Raw genomic sequence first — 18,270 nt, 5'->3', positions numbered from 1 at the left:
GATCAGAAGTCCTGAAACGGATCAGGAGGCCTGAAAACGGCTCAGAAGCCGTGCGGCAGCCAGGGCGCCACGACGGAGGAGAAGCCGAGCGCGGCCTCCGCGAGAGCGCCCTGGCGCAGCTCCTGCACCCGCCCCGCGGCGGCCAGCGAGGTGAGGGACACGCCACCGAGATAGGCCGCCCCCAACTCCCGTACGGACAGGGCGAGATCGGGCGCGTCGGCGGTACGCGCGCAGGACGCGCCCTTCGCATCACCGGTGAGCCGCCAACGCCCTTCGTTCCAGGGGCAGAAGGCGTCCTCGACCTCGAACACGACGTCCACGGGCGCCTGGTACGTCCGCGCCTCCAGCGCCGCGCCGACGTCGACGAGCCGTACGTGGAGCGAGTCCCGCAGTCCCACGTCGCACCGCCGGATGTCGGAGACGAGGTGCTGCCAGGCGTCGTCGACAGGCCGGTTGTACGTCTTCACCGTCGACGTCAGGTCGACCTCGAAAAGCAGCCGCCACAGCGCCGCGTAGGCGGCCGGGTCGAGCGCCTCCAGATCGCGCAGCTCGATCGTGCCCTTCGGGCCTGCCGCGTCCCAGTCCGGCTTGTTGAAATACCGGGCGTAGCCCACGACTTCACCGTCCCGCTCCGCGAGCACGCACTGCAGCGGCGACGAACCCTTGCGGTCGCTCTCCGGGTCGAGCAGCGGCAGCCGCTCCCAGCCGGGCCGCCGCTCCAGCATCCCGGGCCGGACGGCCACCTGCCGCGCGTACACGGCCTCACAGGCGTCGCGTACCTCGGGCGCGTCCGGCTTCACGAGACGCAGCCGTACGTCGTCCGTGCCCTCCGGCACCGACAGCCGCACCCGGGACGTGTCGATCTCGGCGCGCAGCTGCTGGGTCGCGATGCCGTAGCCGAACCGGCCGTAGATGACCGGCTCGGACGCCGTGAGCACGGCGAGCGGCTCGCCCCAGGACCGTACGTCGTCCAGCTGGCGCCGCATCATCGAGGTCAGCACCCCGCGCCTGCGGTGCGTCGAGGCGACGCTCACCATCGTGACGCCGGCCGCCTGGACCGAAGCCCCGCCCGGCACGGTGACCCGGAAGGTGAACGCTCCTGCCGTGGCCACGCACTCGTCGCCGTCCCAGGCCCCGATGAACCGCTCGTGCTCCGAGAGGTCGCTCCACAGCGCCCGCTCCTCGGCGGATTCCGCGACCCCGCCGAACGCGAGCTCCAGTTTCCCGTACCACTCGTCCCAGTCGTCCGGGCGCAGCACGCGCAAGTCTGTCGTCATGTCCTATGCCTACCAGGGCAATCCGGGATGAGCGACTGTATTTCTCCCGGCCCGGCGCTCTCGGGTCCTGATCCGGCCGTACGCTCTGCGAGGGTCGGGCTTCCCTGTGACTTCCGTCCCCGGACGGGGGACAAGTGGGACCTCCCGTGCCAAGCACCTGGTCCGATGGATAGGGTCCCGAACTAATGGCAGCAGGACGAGAGCGGCGCGCGGAAGCCGATACGTTCGCGGCCCGGTTGAAGAAGCAAGTTCACCGGGTCCGCACCGGCCTGCGCAGATCCGCCGTCGACTACTTCCGCGGGGACGGCTCTGACTGGGTCGCCCTCGCCGGTCTCCTCCTGACGATTCCCGTGATCGCCTGCTTCACGCTCATAAATTCGGTGTGGGTCTCACCGGCTCTGCTGGTCCTGCCGATCGTCGCCGGCGGGCTGCTGCTACGGCCGTCGAGCCTCCTCGGGCTGTACGCCGCGGCCGCCACAGCGCTGATCGTGGAGTCCGTGAAGCTCGGTCCTTACACGGAGGGCCCTTCCCGGGTGACACCGGGAATCGTGCTGGTCGTGGCCGCGTGCGGGTTCTTCGGGCTGCTGATCGCCCAGTTCCGCAGCCGGGTCGGGGTGCCGTGGCGGCGCGGCGGGACGATGCTGTTCGACCTGCGTGAACGGATCCGCGTACAGAGCAAGCTGCCCAAGCTGCCGATGGGTTGGCACCGGGAGATGGCACTGCGGCCGGCCGGTGGACAGTCGTTCTCCGGTGACTTCGTTGTCGCGGCCCGGACGAACGGCGGACGCACGCTCGAGGTGGTCCTGACGGACGTCTCCGGCAAGGGGATGGACGCGGCGTCGCGTGCACTGCTTCTCTCGGGGGCGTTCGGGGGACTCCTGGGTTCCCTGCCGCCGCACGCCTTCTTGCCCGCGGCGAACGGGTACCTGCTCCGGCAGGACTGGGACGAGGGGTTCGCCACATCGATCCACCTGGTCCTGGACCTCGACTCGGGCGACTACGAACTCTTCTCGGCCGGACACCCTCCCGGGCTTCAACTCAGCGCGGGCAGCGGGCGCTGGGAGGAGAAGGCCGCCGAGGGGCCGTTGCTCGGGGTGTACGACGGAGCCCAGTTCGACCCGGTGAAGGGGTCGTTGCGCCCCGGCGACGTCCTGATGCTCTTCACGGACGGACTGGTGGAGACGTCCGACCGCGACATCGTCGAGGGCATCGACCGCCTCACCGGAGAGGCCGACCGCTACGTGGCAGGCGGTTTCCACGGCGCCGCATGGCACCTCATCGAGGCAGTGGCAAAGGACGTCAACGACGACCGCGCCTTGCTACTGATCTGCCGCGAAGGAGCCACAACGGGCCCGACGACGGTCTGAGCTCTGACGCGGGGCGCCCCCTCAGGGGCGCGGATTGTGCGTGGCTTGCCGCGCCCCTTCAGGGGCGCGGGGAACGGCGCGCCAAGCTCCCACGCACCCGCAGCGACCGATCCGACCTCGGCCCCTTCAGGGGCGCGGGGAACTGCGCGACAAGCCCCCACCCACCCGCGGTCAACGAACGGGCCTCGGGGGTCTGGGGGCGAAGCCCCCAGTTTCGGGAAGGGGCGGGGTTGGGGAAAAGGAACCCCCCGGCCCCCACTCATCCGCCGAAGCCCCACCCCCAGGCAGCACCCGAGCCAACCACCCCGCCCGCCCCGCCGCCAGCGGACCAAGAACGGCCAACAGCAACACGTACCCGGCGATGAAGGGCGACAGCCGGGAGTCGAGCCCCGCGCTCGCCGCCATCGTCGCGAGGATGAGAGCGAACTCACCCCGGGCGAGAAGCGTGGTGGAGATGTTGGCGGCGGGCCCGGCCCCGAACCCGTACACCCGGGCCGCCCCCAGCCCCGCCAGCACGTTCATGACGAGCGTCAGCGACACCGCGGCCAGGACCGGCCAGAGGACCGTAGGAAGGTCGCCCGGGTCGATGGAGAGACCGAAGGCGAAGAAGAACATCGCGCCGAAGGCGTCCCGCAGCGGATGGACCAGCCTGCGTATGCGTTCGCCGGAGGCAGTGCTGCCGAGCATCAGCCCGACCATGAACGCCCCGATCGCGTCCGCGACCCCGAACCACTCCGAGACCCCCGCCATGAACACCGCCGCCCCGAGGAACGAGATGACCAGCAACTCGTCGTCCTTGGTGGCGAAAAGCCGCCCGACGACCCGCGTACCGAAGCGCGCGGCGAGCGCGAGCAGCAGAAGGAAGGCGAAGGCCGTGCCGCCGTCGAGGACGGCCGAGCCGAGGGAGTCGGCGCCGGACAGGATCGGTTGGAGCGCCGCCAGGTAGAGGGCGAGGAAGACGTCCTCCACGACGATGATGCCGAGGATCGGCTTGGTCTCGGGATTGCCCAGCCGCCCCGTGTCCACCAGCACCTTGGTGACGATCGCGGACGACGAGATGCCCAGCACGCCGGCGAGGACCAGCGCCTCGGAGGTGCCCCAGCCGAGGGCGAACCCGAAGCCCAGGCCCGCGCCGACGTTCAGCGCCAGATACGTACCCCCGGCGAGAGCCATCCGACGCCCGCCCGCCCTGAGGTCGTCCATGTGGAACTCGAGGCCGAGGTAGAAGAGCAGCAGGACCAGGCCGAGCGCGGAGAGCATCTCCATGTCGTGCGGGTCCGAGACGAGCACGATGCCGGGTGTGTGCGGGCCGAGGAGTATCCCGGCCAGGATGAAGAGGGGGATCGTGGGGAGCCCGATACGGGCGCCCGCGCGGGCGAGAACGGCGGCGGCCAGAAAGGCACCGCCCATGGCGATCAGAATCTCTGCGTGTCCGATGGGCCTGCTCCTCCTTGTTCGAGAGATCGGTCGAGAGGTCGGTCTGGGGTTCGGCCCGGGCGGCCTGTGATTCGGTCAAGAAAGCGTCAAGGAATCGTCAGTAGTTAGTTTACCAAACGACTTCTCGGTGATCCGAGGGGCCGGCCTTGGTGGGGTTCTCCCCACCCCGACTCGGCGGTCGCCCTCATGGTCCCGACCGGCCCCGAATCCGTAGCTTCGAGACATCGGCAGCGAGCGCCACGACCAACGCCACGACGAGCGCTGCGACGACCGAAGCGACGACCGACACGACAGATGACGGAAGGGCGGACCCGGCCATGGGGCTGCGCAAGAAGCGGTACAAGGACGGGGCCGCCGTACACGCCACGACCGACCCGGCGGGAGACGCTGGAGACGCAGGAGACACAGGGGACTGGGCCGTCGAACTCCGGGGCGTGCGGCGGCAGTACGGGCGCGGCGCCACCGCCGTGCACGCCCTGCGCGGCATCGACCTCGCCCTCCCGCGCGGCAGCTTCACCGCCGTGATGGGGCCGTCCGGTTCCGGCAAGTCCACCTTCCTGCAGTGCGCGGCCGGCCTGGACCGCCCGAGCGGCGGGACGGTCCGGCTCGGCGGCACGGAGATCACGGGCATGAGCGAGAACAAGCTGACGGCACTGAGGCGTGCACGCCTGGGCTTCGTCTTCCAGGCGTTCAACCTGCTCCCGTCCCTGACCGTCGAGCAGAACGTCGTGCTGCCGATGCGCCTCGCGGGCCACCGCCCCGACCGGCGCCGGGCGGCCGCGGTACTCGCCCAGGTCGGCCTCGACGGCCTGGCCCGTCGCCGCCCCGGCCAGCTCTCCGGCGGCCAGCAGCAGCGCGTCGCCATCGCCCGCGCCCTGGTCACCCGGCCCGACGTCGTCTTCGCCGACGAGCCGACCGGCGCGCTCGACACGACCACCGCCGCCGAGGTCCTCGGCCTGCTCCGGCAGGCGGTGGACGGCCTGGACGCCACCGTGGTCATGGTCACCCACGACCCGACCGCCGCCGCCTGGGCCGACCGCGTCCTGTTCCTCGCCGACGGCTCGATCACCGACCACCTGGAGCGCGCCTCGGCCGACCGGATCGCCGCCCGCATGACAGCCCTGACGGCACCCTCCTACTCGCGAGCGGCCGCCTGATGTTCGTGCCCAACGGCCTCGCCCGCGCCGCCGTCCGCTTCAAGCCCGCCGCCTTCGTGGGCACGTTCGTCGCGCTCGCCATGGCCGCGCTGATCGTGTCCGCCTGCGGCATCCTCCTGGAGACGGGCCTGCGCGCGTCCGTCCCGCCCGAGCGCTACGCCGGCGCCCCCGTGGTCGCCGCCGCCGACCAGCGCGCCCACCTCGTCACCGGCCACGGCGACAGCCGCGAGGACGACGCCGTACCGGTCCCGGACCGGGCCCGGCTGGGCAACTCCCTCGTCGCGAAGGCGGGTTCGGCGCCCGGAGCGCGCCAGGCCGTCCCGGACGTCACCTTCCCCGTCCAGTCCGGGGCGGGTGAGGAGATCACCGCACACGGCTGGGGCTCGACCGCCTTCACCGGCGAGCGGCTCACCGCGGGCCGGGCGCCCCAGCAAGGCGAAGTCGTCCTCACCGAAGACGCAGACGCCAAGGGCATCAAGAGCACGGTCGGCGACCGCGTCACCCTCACGACCGCCGACGGCCCCCGCACCTTCCGCGTCTCAGGCCTCACGCAGGCCGAGCACCCCACGGCCTGGTTCGCCGACACCGAAGCCGTACGCATCTCAGGCCACCCCGACCGCATCGACGCCATCGCCGTCCTCCCGAAGGACGGAGTCTCGGCCGGAACGCTCAAGTCCCAGGTGGCGCACGCCCTCGGGAACCGCGCCGAAGTCCACACCGGCGACGACCGCGGGGCCGTCGAGGACGCCACCCTCGCCGGGGCCCAGGAGACGCTCGCCGGAATCGGCGGCTCCTTCGGCGGCATCGCCGCGACGGTCGCCGTCTTCACGGCGATGGGCACCGTCGCACTGTCGGTCGCCCAGCGCGCCCGCGAGTTCGCTCTGCTGCGGGCCATCGGCACGACCCCGCGCCAGATCCGCCGCTCCATCGCTACCGAAACCCTGCTGGTCGCGCCCCTCGCGGGCCTGGCCGGCTGTCTGCCCGGAATCGCCCTGGCAGGCTGGTGGTTCGGGCAGCTCAAGGACAAGGGCGCCATCCCACAGGCCGTCGACCTGTCCGTCTCGTACATCCCGCTCGTCTCGGCCGTCGGCGCGGTGCTCTTGGCCGCGCTGCTCGCGGGATACGCGGCCGCCCGCCGCCCGGCCCGCATCAAGCCGGGCCAGGCGCTCACCGAGGCGTCCGTGGAGCGGCTGCGCCCGGGCTGGATCCGTACGCCGCTGGGGATCGCCGCGGCCGTCGGCGGCTTCGTCTGCGCGGGGCTCGCCGACTCGCTGACCGGCGAGGACGCGGCCAACGCGGCGCTGGGCATCGTCATGCTCTTCATGCTGGCCGTGGCGCTGCTCGGCCCCCTGGTCGCCCGCGCCTGCGCCGCCCTCTTCGGGCTCCCGCTGCGCGGGGCCGGCGCCTCCGCCTCGCTCGCGGCCGCCAACTCCCGTACGAACGCCCGCCGGCTGGCCTCGGCGATCACCCCGATCGTCCTCGCGATGGCCTTCTCCTCCGTCCTCGTCTTCATGCACACCAGCGAGGAGCGGGTCACCCAGGAGCAGCAGCGGGACGGCATCGTCGCCGACCACATCGTGACGTCGGACGCGGGCCTGCCGCCGGAGGCGGTGCGCACGGCCGCCCAGGCCCCCGAAGTCACCGCCGCCGTCGGCCTGTTGAAGACCGAGGTCCTCTTCCGGACGAACGGATACCTCGACTCGGCCTCCACGCAGGGCGTCACGGGCTCGGCGCGGGACCTGGCCCGAGTGCAGGACCTCGACGTCGAGAAGGGCGCCCTGTCCCTGGAGCGGGGCGAGATCGCGATCGATGCCTCGATGGCCCAGAACGCCGGCATCGGCGTGGGCGACCGCATGGAACTGCGCCTGCCCGACGGCACGAAGACGACTCCGACGATCGCGGCGACGTACGGACGTGGCATGGGGTTGTCCCAAGTCACCATGAACTACGAGGATCTGGCGACCCATGTCACCTCCGCCTTCGCCACCGAGATCTGGACGAAGGGCGGGAGCTCCGACGACCTGGCGAAGGTCGGTACGGTCCTGGACCGCGGCGACTACACCACCGCCCAGTCCCTCGACCGCGAGCTCAACGCCTGGGCGAACACCGTCATGGCGGCCGTCCTCGGCGGCTTCGCGGCCGTCGCCGCCGCCAACACACTGGTGATGACGGTCCTCGACCGCCGCCGTGAGCTGGGCACACTGCGGCTCATCGGCTCCACCCGCCGCCAGGTGATGCGCATGATCCGCTGGGAGGCACTCCTCGTCGCGCTCGCCGGCATCGTCCTCGGCACGGCCATCGCCCTCGCCACGCTCGTCCCGATGATGAAGGGCCTGACGGGCCAGGCGCCGTACATACCCCCGCTGGTGTACGGCTCGTTCGCGGCGGCCGTCCTGATCCTCGGAGTGACGGCGGCGACCGTACCGGCCCGGGCGGCGATACGCGGCACACTCGACGCATGACCGAGAAGGAGCGCCGAGTGACCGAGAACCCGCTGCTGACCCTCACCGAGGTAGAGGCCCTGGCCCGCAACGCGCACGCGGCCCAGACCGACAAGGCGGGCCGGCCGTACGCCGAGCACCTTCAGGCGGTGGCCGAGGGGGTGCGCGCCCGGGGCGGCGACGAGGAGCAGATCGCCGCCGCCTGGCTGCACGACGCCGTCGAGGACGACGCGGTCTCCGAGGAGTGGCTGCGCGACGAGGCCGCGCTGTCCCGGCGTACGAAGGACATCGTGCTGGCCCTCACCAAGCGGCCGGGCGAGCCCCCGGAGGCGTACGCCGGGCGCATCCTGGCCACTGAGGGAGCCCTGCTGGTGAAGGAGTCCGACCTCGCCCACAACGCGAACCGGGAGCGCCTGGCGGCCCTCGACGATCCGACACGGGCCCGCCTGACCCAGAAGTACGCGAGGATGCGCGCCCTCCTGGGCCTGCCCGAGGCCCAATAAGGGGCGCAGCCCCGTCCTTGAGGGGCGCTGAGCGTTCGACGGGGCGTCTGACGGGCCAAGTCTAAGAAGACTTGGCCCGCTCGCGGGCGAGCTCCGTGGCGTCCCTCTTGAACGCCCACTCCATCTTCGGCTCCATCGCGAAGCGGAACGCCCGCTGCACAGGAGGAGTACACAGCACGGTGACGACCGTCGCCGCGAAGAGGCTGACGAAGATCTCGCCGAGCGGCTGGTGCAGCCACGTGTACTCGTCGAACCAGCCCCAGAAACGGGAGCCCTTGGCGAGGAAACCGTGCAGCAGGTAGCCGTACAGCGTGCCCGCGCCGAGCACCGTGAACCACATCTTGCGGCGCGGCACCCATGAGAAGAAGCAGGCGGTGAGAACCATCGAGCAGCCGAAGAGCGCGAGCGTCATCACGACACCGGCCCACCACGGCGTGCCCAGCTCCTGGGCGCTGTCACGGTGGTAGAACCACGCGGACGTCATGCGCGGCCCCGCCCAGTACGCCAGCACCAGCGCGACCGCGATGATCGGCACCGACAGGATCCGGACCTCGCGGCGCCGCATCAGCTGGAAGTGCTCGGGCTTCATGAACAGGCCCACGACGAAGAACGGCAGGAACTGCAGGACCCGTTGAAGGTCCAGGTCGTCACCGATGTCGGGTGACACGGAGGCGAGGACCGCGATGGCGAGCGCGAGCGGTACGGGCCAGCGCACGACCTTCCACAGCGGGACGGTCATTCGCCACACGAACAGCGCGACCAGGAACCAGGTGAGATACCAGGGGTCGAGCAGGCTGATCGGGTGGCTCGGGTCGTCGTCGGCCCACTTCTTGAAGAAGGAGTACGCGACCTCGAAGAGGACGTACGGCACGGCGATGCCGGTGATCAGTCGCCGCAGCCGGTCGGCGCGCATGTCGAAACTGCGGGAGAAGTAGCCGGAGATGAGGATGAAGGCCGGCATGTGGAAGGTGTAGACGACCATGTAGAGCGCCTCGGCGGCGCGGCTGTGGTCGGTCAGCGGTTCCCAGGCGTGGCCCATCGCGACGAACACGATCGCCAGGTACTTGGCGTTGTCGAAGAACGCGTCGCGCTGTTTGGCGGGCCGGGCGGCCGGCCCTGCGGGGGTGGTGCCGGCCTGCGGGGGGCCCGTGGTCTGCGGTGGTCGCGGGCTCGGCACTCCCTGCGCCGGTGTTTGGGCCTGGGCCGGCGGGAGAGGAGCCCTTTGATGGCCGTGCGGACGGAGCGAGTTCGTCACAGACCCTCCCACCAGGAACTGGGGGAGACGATCCTGGACCTCGCTGCGCGTGCGGGGGACGAGGCAGCGTAGAACATCTGAGGCACCCTAGCGTTGCCTGTGGGATTTCGTAAAACCTCTGTGGTGAATCCTGCTTATCGCCCGGTGAGTAACCGGGATTTGACGAAGTCGACATGGCGATGTCCATGTCGATCGGCATACTGTATGCGGGTATTACGTCCGGATTCGTCATGACTAAATGACGCATAACGTCTGCGGGCGACTCTGGTGAAATGTCCGGGTGAGTCGTCTTTAGTGACCCACCGACCGGCCTCGTTGATGTGCCTGTGGCAACAATTCGAATTACCTGCGAACAGGTTGTGTGGACGGTTGTGTGGACATGGAAACGATCATCCTGAATTTACCGTGAGAGGGATCACTCGAATTACCGTGCGGGGGCCGGCCGTTCACGTCCGTGGCCGATGGATGCCTCACCCGCCGCATACGCAGGGCCTGTTGGTGGCACGATGGTTCTGGCGGGGGTGCGCGGGGTTGCACCTCCGGGCCGGGAGAGCGGACCGACCGTAGGGTGTGATCAGTTGTGGCCATTTCGCTGTCAGTGGTGCTGCTGTTGGGGATCGTCCTGGTGGTGTTGATACGGGGCGGATCGATCAAGGGAGGGCCGGCGGTGGTCGCCGTGCTCTTCGGTTTCTTCCTTGCCTCCACGGGCATGGCCGACGACATCCAACGGTTCCTCAACTCGGTGGCGGAGACCATCAACGAGATCCAGTTCTGAGCGGGTTCGCAGGGCCAGTACGTCGACAACCTTGAGTTCCGCACCGGGTTCCCCCGCGAGGTGGCCGAGGTGCCGTGCGACAACCACCGTGCGGGAGCCGTCCACCGCGACGAGGGCCGTCGAGAGCGAACCCGAACTCGAGGGCCCCCCGAGGAGTTGCTCCCCTTCACTCGACTCTGCCTGGAGAAGCCCCCTCGAGTCCCGCCTCGCCCTCGCGACGTACTCCTGACCGCTCCGCTCCTCCTACGCACACCCAGCCGTCCGGCGACGCCCCGTATGTGCCGTACGGAATCCACCCGGTCCACTCGGAGGACGTACGAGGCCGTCAATCGACGTACGACCTCTCCCGAAGGGGATACCGACGTACGACCTCTCCCGAAGGGAATCCGGCGACGTGAACCCGAAGACCGTGATGAGGACCTGGCAGCTGCGCGAGAGCTGGGAGAGCCCGATCGGAACCCTCCGGTGGGACCGTTTCGGGCCGGAGGACGGCCCGCCCGTGGTGCTGCTGCACGGCACACCGTTCTCGTCCTTCGTGTGGCACGAGATCACCCCGGCGCTGGCCGCCGAGGGACACCGGGTCCACGTCTGGGACATGCCCGGCTACGGCAGCTCCGCGAAGAGTGACGGCCAGGATGTCTCCCTGAAGGCCCAGGGCGAGGTGTTCGCCGAGCTCCTGGGGATCTGGGGTCTGTCGAGCTCGGACCCGTCCACGGGCCCATCGGTGATCGCGCACGACTTCGGCGGCTGCGTCTCGCTCCGCGCGCATCTGCTGCACAAGGCCGGGTACCGCCGCCTCGCGCTGGTCGACCCCGTCGCACTGGCGCCCTGGGGCTCGCCCTCCTTCCGCCTGCTCGGCGAGCACGCCGCGGTCTTCGAGCAACTCCCCGCGGCGCTGCACGAGGCCCTGGTCCGCGAGTACGTGAGCTCCGCGAGCTACTGGGGACTGCGGCCCGACGTCCTGGCCGAACTGGTCGCGCCCTGGACGGGCGAGGCGGGCCAGGCGGCGTTCTACCGCCAGATCGCCCAGGCCGATCAGCGCCACACGGACGAGATCCAACCCCTCTACCCCACGATGAACCTGCCCGTCACCGTCTGCTGGGGCACCGAGGACACCTGGATCCCACCCGCCAAGGGCGAGGAACTCGCCGCCCTGATCCCGGGCGCCCGCCTCCGCACGATCCCGGACGCCGGTCACCTCGTCCCCCTGGACGCCCCGGCCCGGCTCCTGGGCACCCTGCTCACGTTCCTCGACTAGCTGAACAGCCCGGATGGCGGACACGTAGGGGGCACGGCCACGGAACACGGCCCCCGGAAACGCCTCAGGGCCAGGTGGAGGACTGACCTCCGACCTGGCCCTGAGCCATACAGAGCGGGCGACGGGAATCGAACCCGCGTAGCTAGTTTGGAAGACTAGGGCTCTACCATTGAGCTACGCCCGCACAGGGTGCGCCGCAGGTCAGTGACGCGCGGCACGGGAGCATCGTAGCGGGTCGCGCCCCTTCGCCGCACACCCCGTTCCGGTGGGCGGGAGTGCCCCGTGAAATGCGGGAGCCGCACTGCCTGCGGGCATGTACCCTACGTGTCGCACCAGACGGGGTGTGGCGCAGTTTGGTAGCGCGTCCGCTTTGGGAGCGGAAGGCCGTGGGTTCAAATCCCGCCACCCCGACCACCGTGCCGGACCACCGGCAAGATCACCTTTTGGGGCGTGTACCACCTGCGGCTAGTATGCAAACTGCGCGCCCGTGTGTCTGCAATGTGACGTCCCCCGAGGGCCGCGAATCCGCTGAGGCTCCGCCGCACCCGGCAGAGGACATCAGCAGAACCCAAAGAAGTCAGCCCCCAAGGAGACCGAACCGTGAAGAGCGCCGTGGAGACCCTGAACCCGACCCGGGTTCGGCTCAGCATTGAGGTGCCCTTCGAGGAGCTCAAGGACAGCCTCGACGCGGCGTACAAGAAGATCAACCAGCAGGTCACGGTGAAGGGCTTCCGGAAGGGCAAGATTCCGGCGCGCGTCATCGACCAGCGGTTCGGCCGCGGTGCGGTTCTGGAGGAAGCGGTCAACGACGCGCTTCCGAAGTTCTACACCGACGCGGTCAACGAGGCCGAGCTGAACGTCCTCGGCCAGCCCGAGGTCGACATCACGGAGCTGAAGGACGGCGAGACGCTGAACTTCACCGCCGAGGTCGACGTCCGCCCGACCATCGAGATCCCGGACTACTCCGGCATCGAGGTCGAGGTCGACGCCGTTGAGGTCAGCGAAGAGGACGTCGACAAGGCCGTCGAGGAGCTCCGTGAGCGCTTCGCGTCCACCGCGCCGGTCGAGCGCGCCGCCGAGGACGGCGACGTCGTGACGATCGACCTGGAGGCCAAGGTCGACGGCGAGGTCCTGGAGGACGGCGTCGCGAGCGGTGTCTCGTACACCATCGGCTCGGGCGAGCTGCTCGACGGCGTCGACGACGCCGTGACGGGCCTGGAGGCCGGTGGCGAGGCCACCTTCGCCTCCGAGCTCAAGGGCGGCTCGGCGGCCGGCAAGGAGGCCGAGGTCACCGTCAAGGTCACCCAGGTCGCCAAGCGCGAACTGCCCGAGCTGGACGACGACTTCGCGCAGCTCGCGTCCGAGTTCGACACCCTCGAAGAGCTCCGCGCGGACAGCCGCAAGCGCCTCGAGAACATGAAGCAGTACGACCAGGCCACGCAGGCCCAGGAGCGCGTCCTGGAGAAGCTGCTCGAGCTGGTCGAGGTGCCCGTCCCCGAGAAGCTGCTCGAGGACGAGATGAACACCCGTAAGCACAACCTCGAGCACCACCAGCTCGGCCAGATGGGCCTCGACCTCGACAAGTACCTCGAGATCCAGGGCAAGACGGCCGAGGAGTTCGAGACCGAGACGCGCGAGGCCGCGGTCAAGGGCATCAAGACCCAGTTCGTCCTCGACGAGCTGGTCAACAAGGAGAAGCTGAACGTCAACCAGGAGGAGCTCACCGAGCACCTCATGCGGCGCGCAGCCTCCTCCGGCATGTCCCCCGACCAGTTCGCCCAGGCCGTCGTCGAAGGCGGCCAGGTCCCGATGCTGGTCGGCGAGGTCGCCCGCGGCAAGGCCCTTGCCGTGGTCGTCGAGGCCGCCACCGTCAAGGACACGAACGGCGAGGTCGTGGACCTGGACGACGAGGACGACGAGACCGAGACGGCCACCGAGGTCGCCGCGGACGGCTCCGCCGAGGAGACGGAGGCTGCGGCCGAGGCCACGGACGGCTCCGCCGAGGCCTCCGACGCCGAGGCCTCCGAGGAGAAGCCCCAGGCCTGACCGCCTCGCTTGTACGCCACGATGGGCCTCCGGCACTTTTGTGCCCCGGGGGCCCATCGCGCCTTTCAGGGGCGCGGGGAACTGCGCGACCAGCCCACTGCAAGCCGCACCCGCCGATGCGCAGTCCGTGGCAGATGCATCTGCGGCTGTGTGGGGGCTGAGCGCGCAGTTCCCCGCGCCCCTGAGAGCTGAACGGGGCCCGACGAATTCCCTGCTCGACCCAGCGGAGCGCATGCGCTCACAGCGAACAGTCACCTCTGCGGGATTCCCCGGAGGGACCCGCGCGTTAGGGTCCATGAGTACGAGGGCAGGGGAGTCCCCGGAGCCGTCCGACACGGCGCGCACACGGGGTCCCACGCCCCCAGCAGAAGACGTGAGACGGCCCGGCGCCGTCGTAAGACGAGCAGGTGGATACGTGACGAATCTGATGCCCACAGCCGCCGGCGACCCCATCGGTGGTGGCCTCGGCGACCAGGTCTACAACCGGCTGCTCGGCGAGCGGATCATCTTCCTCGGCCAGGCGGTCGACGACGACATCGCCAACAAGATCACGGCGCAGCTGCTGCTCCTTGCCTCCGACCCGGACAAGGACATCTACCTCTACATCAACAGCCCCGGCGGCTCGATCACCGCCGGCATGGCGATCTACGACACCATGCAGTACATCAAGAACGACGTGGTGACGATCGCGATGGGCATGGCGGCCTCCATGGGCCAGTTCCTGCTGAGCGCGGGCACTCCGGGCAAGCGCTTCGCGCTGCCGAACGCGGAGATCCTGATCCACCAGCCCTCGGCCGGCCTCGCCGGCTCCGCGTCGGACATCAAGATCCACGCCGAGCGGCTGCTGCACACCAAGAAGCGGATGGCGGAGCTGACCGCCTTCCACACGGGCCAGACCGTGGAGCAGATCACCCGCGACTCGGACCGTGACCGCTGGTTCGACCCGATCGAGGCCAAGGCGTACGGCCTCATCGACGACATCATGCCCACCGCTGCCGGAATGCCGGGCGGCGGCGGCACCGGAGCGGCGTCGGCGTAGACCGACACCAGCCCTTCCGAGCCCCCAGCCGACCGCCTCAGCCCTTATCAGGCTCTCCAGGAGACACAGTGAACGACTTCCCCGGCAGCGGCCTCTACGCCCGCACAGAGGCCGAGTACACCGGCCCTCGCGCGGAGTCCCGCTACGTCATCCCGCGCTTCGTCGAGCGCACCTCGCAGGGCGTCCGTGAGTACGACCCGTACGCGAAGCTCTTCGAGGAGCGCGTGATCTTCCTCGGCGTGCAGATCGACGACGCCTCCGCCAACGACGTCATGGCGCAGCTGCTGTGCCTGGAGTCGATGGACCCCGACCGTGACATCTCGGTCTACATCAACAGCCCCGGTGGCTCCTTCACGGCGCTCACGGCCATCTACGACACGATGCAGTTCGTGAAGCCGGACATCCAGACGGTTTGCATGGGTCAGGCAGCCTCGGCCGCCGCGATCCTGCTGGCCGCCGGTACACCGGGCAAGCGCATGGCGCTTCCGAACGCGCGCGTGCTGATCCACCAGCCCTACAGCGAGACCGGTCGCGGCCAGGTCTCGGACCTCGAGATCGCGGCGAACGAGATCCTCCGGATGCGCGCCCAGCTCGAAGACATGCTGGCCAAGCACTCGACGACGCCGATCGAGAAGATCCGCGAGGACATCGAGCGCGACAAGATCCTCACGGCCGAGGACGCGCTCTCGTACGGCCTGATCGACCAGATCATCTCGACCCGGAAGATGAACAACGCCGCGGTCGCGTGACGTATCGCTGTATCGTCTGCCGCTCCTTGACGCGGTTCACGACAAAGTGAACCGCGCCAAGGGGGGCCCGAACGGGGGGCTCGGCAAGGTACCGTCGGACATAAGGCAGCACCAGGAGCCGCTGGACCTAGGCGTCTCCCAGGCGAAGGGGAAGCACACCGTGGCACGCATCGGTGACGGCGGCGATCTGCTCAAGTGCTCGTTCTGTGGCAAGAGCCAGAAGCAGGTCAAGAAGCTCATCGCAGGCCCTGGTGTGTACATCTGCGACGAGTGCATCGACCTCTGCAACGAGATCATCGAAGAGGAACTCGCGGAAACGAGCGAGGTCCGCTGGGAGGAACTCCCCAAACCCCGGGAGATCTACGAGTTCCTGGAGGGGTACGTCGTGGGCCAGGAGGCCGCCAAGAAGGCGCTCTCGGTCGCGGTGTACAACCACTACAAGCGAGTCCAGGCCGGTGAGAACAGCGCGGGTCAAAACCGCGAGGACGCCATCGAGTTGGCGAAGTCCAACATCCTGCTCCTCGGCCCCACGGGCTCGGGCAAGACCCTCCTCGCCCAGACCCTGGCCCGCATGCTGAACGTCCCGTTCGCCATCGCCGACGCGACGGCGCTGACGGAGGCGGGGTACGTCGGCGAGGACGTCGAGAACATCCTGCTCAAGCTCATCCAGGCCGCGGACTACGACGTCAAGAAGGCCGAGACGGGCATCATCTACATCGACGAGATCGACAAGGTGGCTCGGAAGAGCGAGAACCCGTCGATCACGCGTGACGTCTCGGGCGAGGGCGTCCAGCAGGCGCTCCTGAAGATCCTGGAGGGCACCACGGCCTCCGTCCCGCCGCAGGGCGGACGCAAGCACCCGCACCAGGAGTTCATCCAGATCGACACGACGAACGTCCTGTTCATCGTGGGCGGCGCGTTCTCGGGTCTGGAGAAGATCGTCGAGTCCCGCGCGGGCGCCAAGGGCATCGGCTTCGGCGCGACGATCCGCTCGAAGCACGAGCTGGAGGCCAAGGACCGCTTCGAGGACGTCATGCCCGAGGACCTGGTGAAGTTCGGCATGATCCCCGAGTTCATCGGCCGCCTCCCGGTCATCACGTCCGTCCACAACCTCGACCGCGAGGCGCTCCTCCAGATCCTCGTCGAGCCCCGCAACGCGCTGGTGAAGCAGTACCAGCGCCTCTTCGAACTCGACGGCGTGGAGCTGGACTTCGAGCGCGAGGCCCTCGAGGCCATCGCCGACCAGGCCATCCTCCGCCAGACCGGCGCACGCGGCCTGCGCGCCATCATGGAAGAGGTCCTGCAAGCGGTGATGTACGAGGTCCCGTCCCGCAAGGACGTGGCCCGCGTCGTCATCACGGCGGACGTCGTCCGCTCGAACGTGAACCCGACGCTGATTCCGCGGGATGCGCGGGGGCGGGGGCCGGGGGAGCAGAAGACGGCGTAGCCGCCGCGCGCACGTACGAGGGGGCGCCCGACGACCTTGGTCGGGCGCCCTCTTGCGCGTCTTCACGCGAACTCCATTTGGATCAAGCCAAGCTTGTGGTTCCGGCTTGTGTCATGCGCACGCCAGATGATCTGCTGCCTACAGGGGTGACCGCCCTGTGATGAATCAAAACGGAGGGACAAGTCGTGAAGATGCAACGTGCTCTGGCAGCAGCCAGTTTGGCGGTGGCGGCAACCGTTCTGCCGCTCGTGGTGGCAGCGCCGGCACAGGCCAGCGCCAAGGATTGTCGGGACTATTTGCGCCCCAACTACATCGTTGGGCCCAAGGTCACGGAAGCCTGCGCGCAAACCGGAATAAATGGCTATACCGGGTGTTTGCAAAGACTCTTGAACGCAGGTGTCAGGGTCGAGCACGCGGCGGTGGCGTGCAACAGGCGCTGATCGCACCTGTGGGTAGATGATCTGAAGGGGCCCGATCAATTGAGTCGGGCCCCTTCGTCGTTGCTGCGTACGTCAGATCTTGACGCGGACTTCCTTGCGGAGCTTGGCGGCGGTCTCGGCCGATGCCGCGGGGTCGGCGCTCTTGCCCGCCGCGACGTCCGAGAGCTCCATGGGCAAGACGAACCCGAGCGTGCTGTGGTCGCCCCAGACGCAGTACGTCATGGTCACAGACTTCGGCTCGTTCGCTTCGCCGTCGGAGTTGTCCAATTTGGCGTCCTGGCACTTCATGACGGCGCCCTCCAGCGAGCTGGGCTTGTACTCCTTCGGGCTGCCGACGATGGTGACGCCTTCCTCGCCCTTGGAGTCCTTCTTCATGAAGGCGAGGAACGCGTCGACCGCCTTCTCCGGGTCCTCGATGTCGCCGTAGACGCCGCCAAAGGTGATCGTTTTCTGGGCCAGCGGGTTGTCCGCGTCTCCCGACTGGTAGTTGGCACTGACGTCCTTGGGGTTCTTCACGCCCCAGGACTCGGCGTCCTTCAGGTCCGACTTGGACATGCCGTCTCCGCTGGAGGCGTCACCCTTCTTGTACTCGGTAAGCACCGTCGCCGGAGTAGTCAGCTTGTGCGGGCCGTCGTCCGCTACGTCCGAGGAGCCGCCGCTGCCGCTCCCGATGACGAAGTACGCACCCACCGCGATCGCGGCCACGACCGCCACCGAGCCGATGATGATGCCCGTCTTCTTCTTGCCGCCGCCGGGAGCCGGCGGCATTGGCGCGCCGTAGGGCGTGCCGGGGGGCTGCTGCCCGTACGGCGGCTGCTGGCCGTAGCCGGGCTGCTGGGGCGGAGCCCCCGGCGGCGTCTGCTGGGGGTACCCATAGCCCGGCTGCTGCGGAGGCGCCTGCTGCGGGTAGCCGTAGCCGGGCTGAGGGGCCTGCGGCTGCTGGCCGTAAGGACCCGGCTGACCGTACGGTCCGGGCTGCTGGGGCTGCCCGCCGTACGGGCCCGGCTGGTTGTAGCTCATTTCTGGGTTCCCCTCCAGATGCTTATGCGTTCCGAACATCCTGGCGTAAGGAGCGCCCA

At 69.2% G+C, this 18,270-nt stretch carries 15 protein-coding genes and 2 tRNA genes; 12 read left to right on the top strand and 5 right to left on the bottom strand.

Annotation, left to right across the window (positions count from 1 at the left end):
- Nucleotides 1-41: 41 nt before the first annotated feature.
- Nucleotides 42-1,277: a GNAT family N-acetyltransferase gene (locus GAS53_RS33920; protein WP_151481584.1), complete on the bottom strand. Its 1,236-nt coding sequence runs from the start codon at nucleotides 1,275-1,277 to the stop codon at nucleotides 42-44.
- A 185-nt stretch (nucleotides 1,278-1,462) separates the two neighbouring features.
- Here GAS53_RS33920 and GAS53_RS33915 point away from each other — a divergent pair, with 185 nt between their 5' ends.
- Nucleotides 1,463-2,644: a PP2C family protein-serine/threonine phosphatase gene (locus GAS53_RS33915; RefSeq protein ID WP_151481583.1), complete on the top strand. Its 1,182-nt coding sequence runs from the start codon at nucleotides 1,463-1,465 to the stop codon at nucleotides 2,642-2,644.
- A 171-nt stretch (nucleotides 2,645-2,815) separates the two neighbouring features.
- On the opposite strand, the gene GAS53_RS33910 is transcribed toward GAS53_RS33915, so the two are convergent.
- Nucleotides 2,816-4,054, bottom strand: a complete 1,239-nt coding sequence (locus GAS53_RS33910) for a cation:proton antiporter (RefSeq protein WP_151481582.1) — start codon at nucleotides 4,052-4,054, stop codon at nucleotides 2,816-2,818.
- A gap of 344 nt (nucleotides 4,055-4,398) precedes the next feature.
- Here GAS53_RS33910 and GAS53_RS33905 point away from each other — a divergent pair, with 344 nt between their 5' ends.
- The 3 genes from GAS53_RS33905 to GAS53_RS33895 are packed head-to-tail and all read left to right on the top strand — an operon-like array spanning nucleotide 4,399 to nucleotide 8,182.
- Nucleotides 4,399-5,238, top strand: a complete 840-nt coding sequence (locus GAS53_RS33905; protein WP_151481581.1) for an ABC transporter ATP-binding protein — start codon at nucleotides 4,399-4,401, stop codon at nucleotides 5,236-5,238.
- On the top strand, nucleotides 5,238-7,700 hold the full coding sequence (locus tag GAS53_RS33900; RefSeq protein WP_151481580.1) for an ABC transporter permease: 2,463 nt from the start codon (nucleotides 5,238-5,240) through the stop codon (nucleotides 7,698-7,700). The genes GAS53_RS33905 and GAS53_RS33900 overlap by 1 nt, the downstream gene beginning before the upstream one ends.
- The gene (locus GAS53_RS33895; RefSeq protein WP_192583394.1) at nucleotides 7,697-8,182 is read left to right on the top strand and encodes an HD domain-containing protein; all 486 of its coding nucleotides are present in this window, start codon (nucleotides 7,697-7,699) and stop codon (nucleotides 8,180-8,182) included. Before GAS53_RS33900 ends, GAS53_RS33895 begins: the two co-directional genes overlap by 4 nt.
- Before the next feature lie 61 nt (nucleotides 8,183-8,243).
- On the opposite strand, the gene GAS53_RS33890 is transcribed toward GAS53_RS33895, so the two are convergent.
- A complete protein-coding gene (locus GAS53_RS33890) occupies nucleotides 8,244-9,437 on the bottom strand; it encodes an acyltransferase family protein (protein WP_151481579.1) in 1,194 nt (397 codons plus the stop codon).
- Between the two features lie 580 nt (nucleotides 9,438-10,017).
- Here GAS53_RS33890 and GAS53_RS33885 point away from each other — a divergent pair.
- Nucleotides 10,018-10,212, top strand: a complete 195-nt coding sequence (locus GAS53_RS33885; protein WP_151481578.1) for a hypothetical protein — start codon at nucleotides 10,018-10,020, stop codon at nucleotides 10,210-10,212.
- A 412-nt stretch (nucleotides 10,213-10,624) separates the two neighbouring features.
- Nucleotides 10,625-11,470, top strand: coding sequence for an alpha/beta fold hydrolase (locus tag GAS53_RS33880; protein WP_151481597.1), 846 nt, complete (start codon nucleotides 10,625-10,627; stop codon nucleotides 11,468-11,470).
- 113 nt (nucleotides 11,471-11,583) lie between these two features.
- On the opposite strand, the gene GAS53_RS33875 is transcribed toward GAS53_RS33880, so the two are convergent.
- A tRNA-Gly gene (locus GAS53_RS33875) sits at nucleotides 11,584-11,654 on the bottom strand.
- 153 nt (nucleotides 11,655-11,807) lie between these two features.
- Between GAS53_RS33875 and GAS53_RS33870 the strand changes: the two genes are divergently transcribed.
- The 6 genes from GAS53_RS33870 to GAS53_RS33845 all read left to right on the top strand — a co-directional run bounded on the left by GAS53_RS33870 (nucleotide 11,808) and on the right by GAS53_RS33845 (nucleotide 17,191).
- Nucleotides 11,808-11,884, top strand: a tRNA-Pro gene (locus GAS53_RS33870).
- A 186-nt stretch (nucleotides 11,885-12,070) separates the two neighbouring features.
- A complete protein-coding gene (gene tig, locus GAS53_RS33865) occupies nucleotides 12,071-13,516 on the top strand; it encodes a trigger factor (RefSeq protein WP_151481577.1) in 1,446 nt (481 codons plus the stop codon).
- Between the two features lie 427 nt (nucleotides 13,517-13,943).
- Nucleotides 13,944-14,555, top strand: a complete 612-nt coding sequence (locus GAS53_RS33860) for an ATP-dependent Clp protease proteolytic subunit (RefSeq protein ID WP_192583395.1) — start codon at nucleotides 13,944-13,946, stop codon at nucleotides 14,553-14,555.
- Nucleotides 14,556-14,623: 68 nt separating this feature from the next.
- Nucleotides 14,624-15,304, top strand: a complete 681-nt coding sequence (locus GAS53_RS33855) for an ATP-dependent Clp protease proteolytic subunit (RefSeq protein WP_151481575.1) — start codon at nucleotides 14,624-14,626, stop codon at nucleotides 15,302-15,304.
- Nucleotides 15,305-15,464: 160 nt separating this feature from the next.
- Nucleotides 15,465-16,751 (top strand): ATP-dependent Clp protease ATP-binding subunit ClpX, encoded by a 1,287-nt coding sequence (clpX, locus tag GAS53_RS33850; RefSeq protein ID WP_151481574.1) that lies wholly within the window; start codon nucleotides 15,465-15,467, stop codon nucleotides 16,749-16,751.
- A gap of 185 nt (nucleotides 16,752-16,936) precedes the next feature.
- A complete protein-coding gene (locus GAS53_RS33845) occupies nucleotides 16,937-17,191 on the top strand; it encodes a hypothetical protein (RefSeq protein ID WP_151481573.1) in 255 nt (84 codons plus the stop codon).
- Nucleotides 17,192-17,263: 72 nt separating this feature from the next.
- Here the strand turns inward: GAS53_RS33845 and GAS53_RS33840 are convergent, their stop codons facing one another.
- Entirely contained in the window at nucleotides 17,264-18,211 is a 948-nt protein-coding gene (locus tag GAS53_RS33840; RefSeq protein WP_151481572.1) for a hypothetical protein, read from the bottom strand.
- Between the last annotated feature and the right edge of the window lie 59 nt (nucleotides 18,212-18,270).

It is taken from the genome of Streptomyces albicerus (assembly GCF_008905045.1).
In the GTDB taxonomy this organism is placed as follows: Bacteria; Actinomycetota; Actinomycetes; order Streptomycetales; family Streptomycetaceae; genus Streptomyces; species Streptomyces albicerus.
Note: the sequence above shows the minus strand (reverse complement) of the source record. Positions and strands in the feature narration are given on the sequence as shown.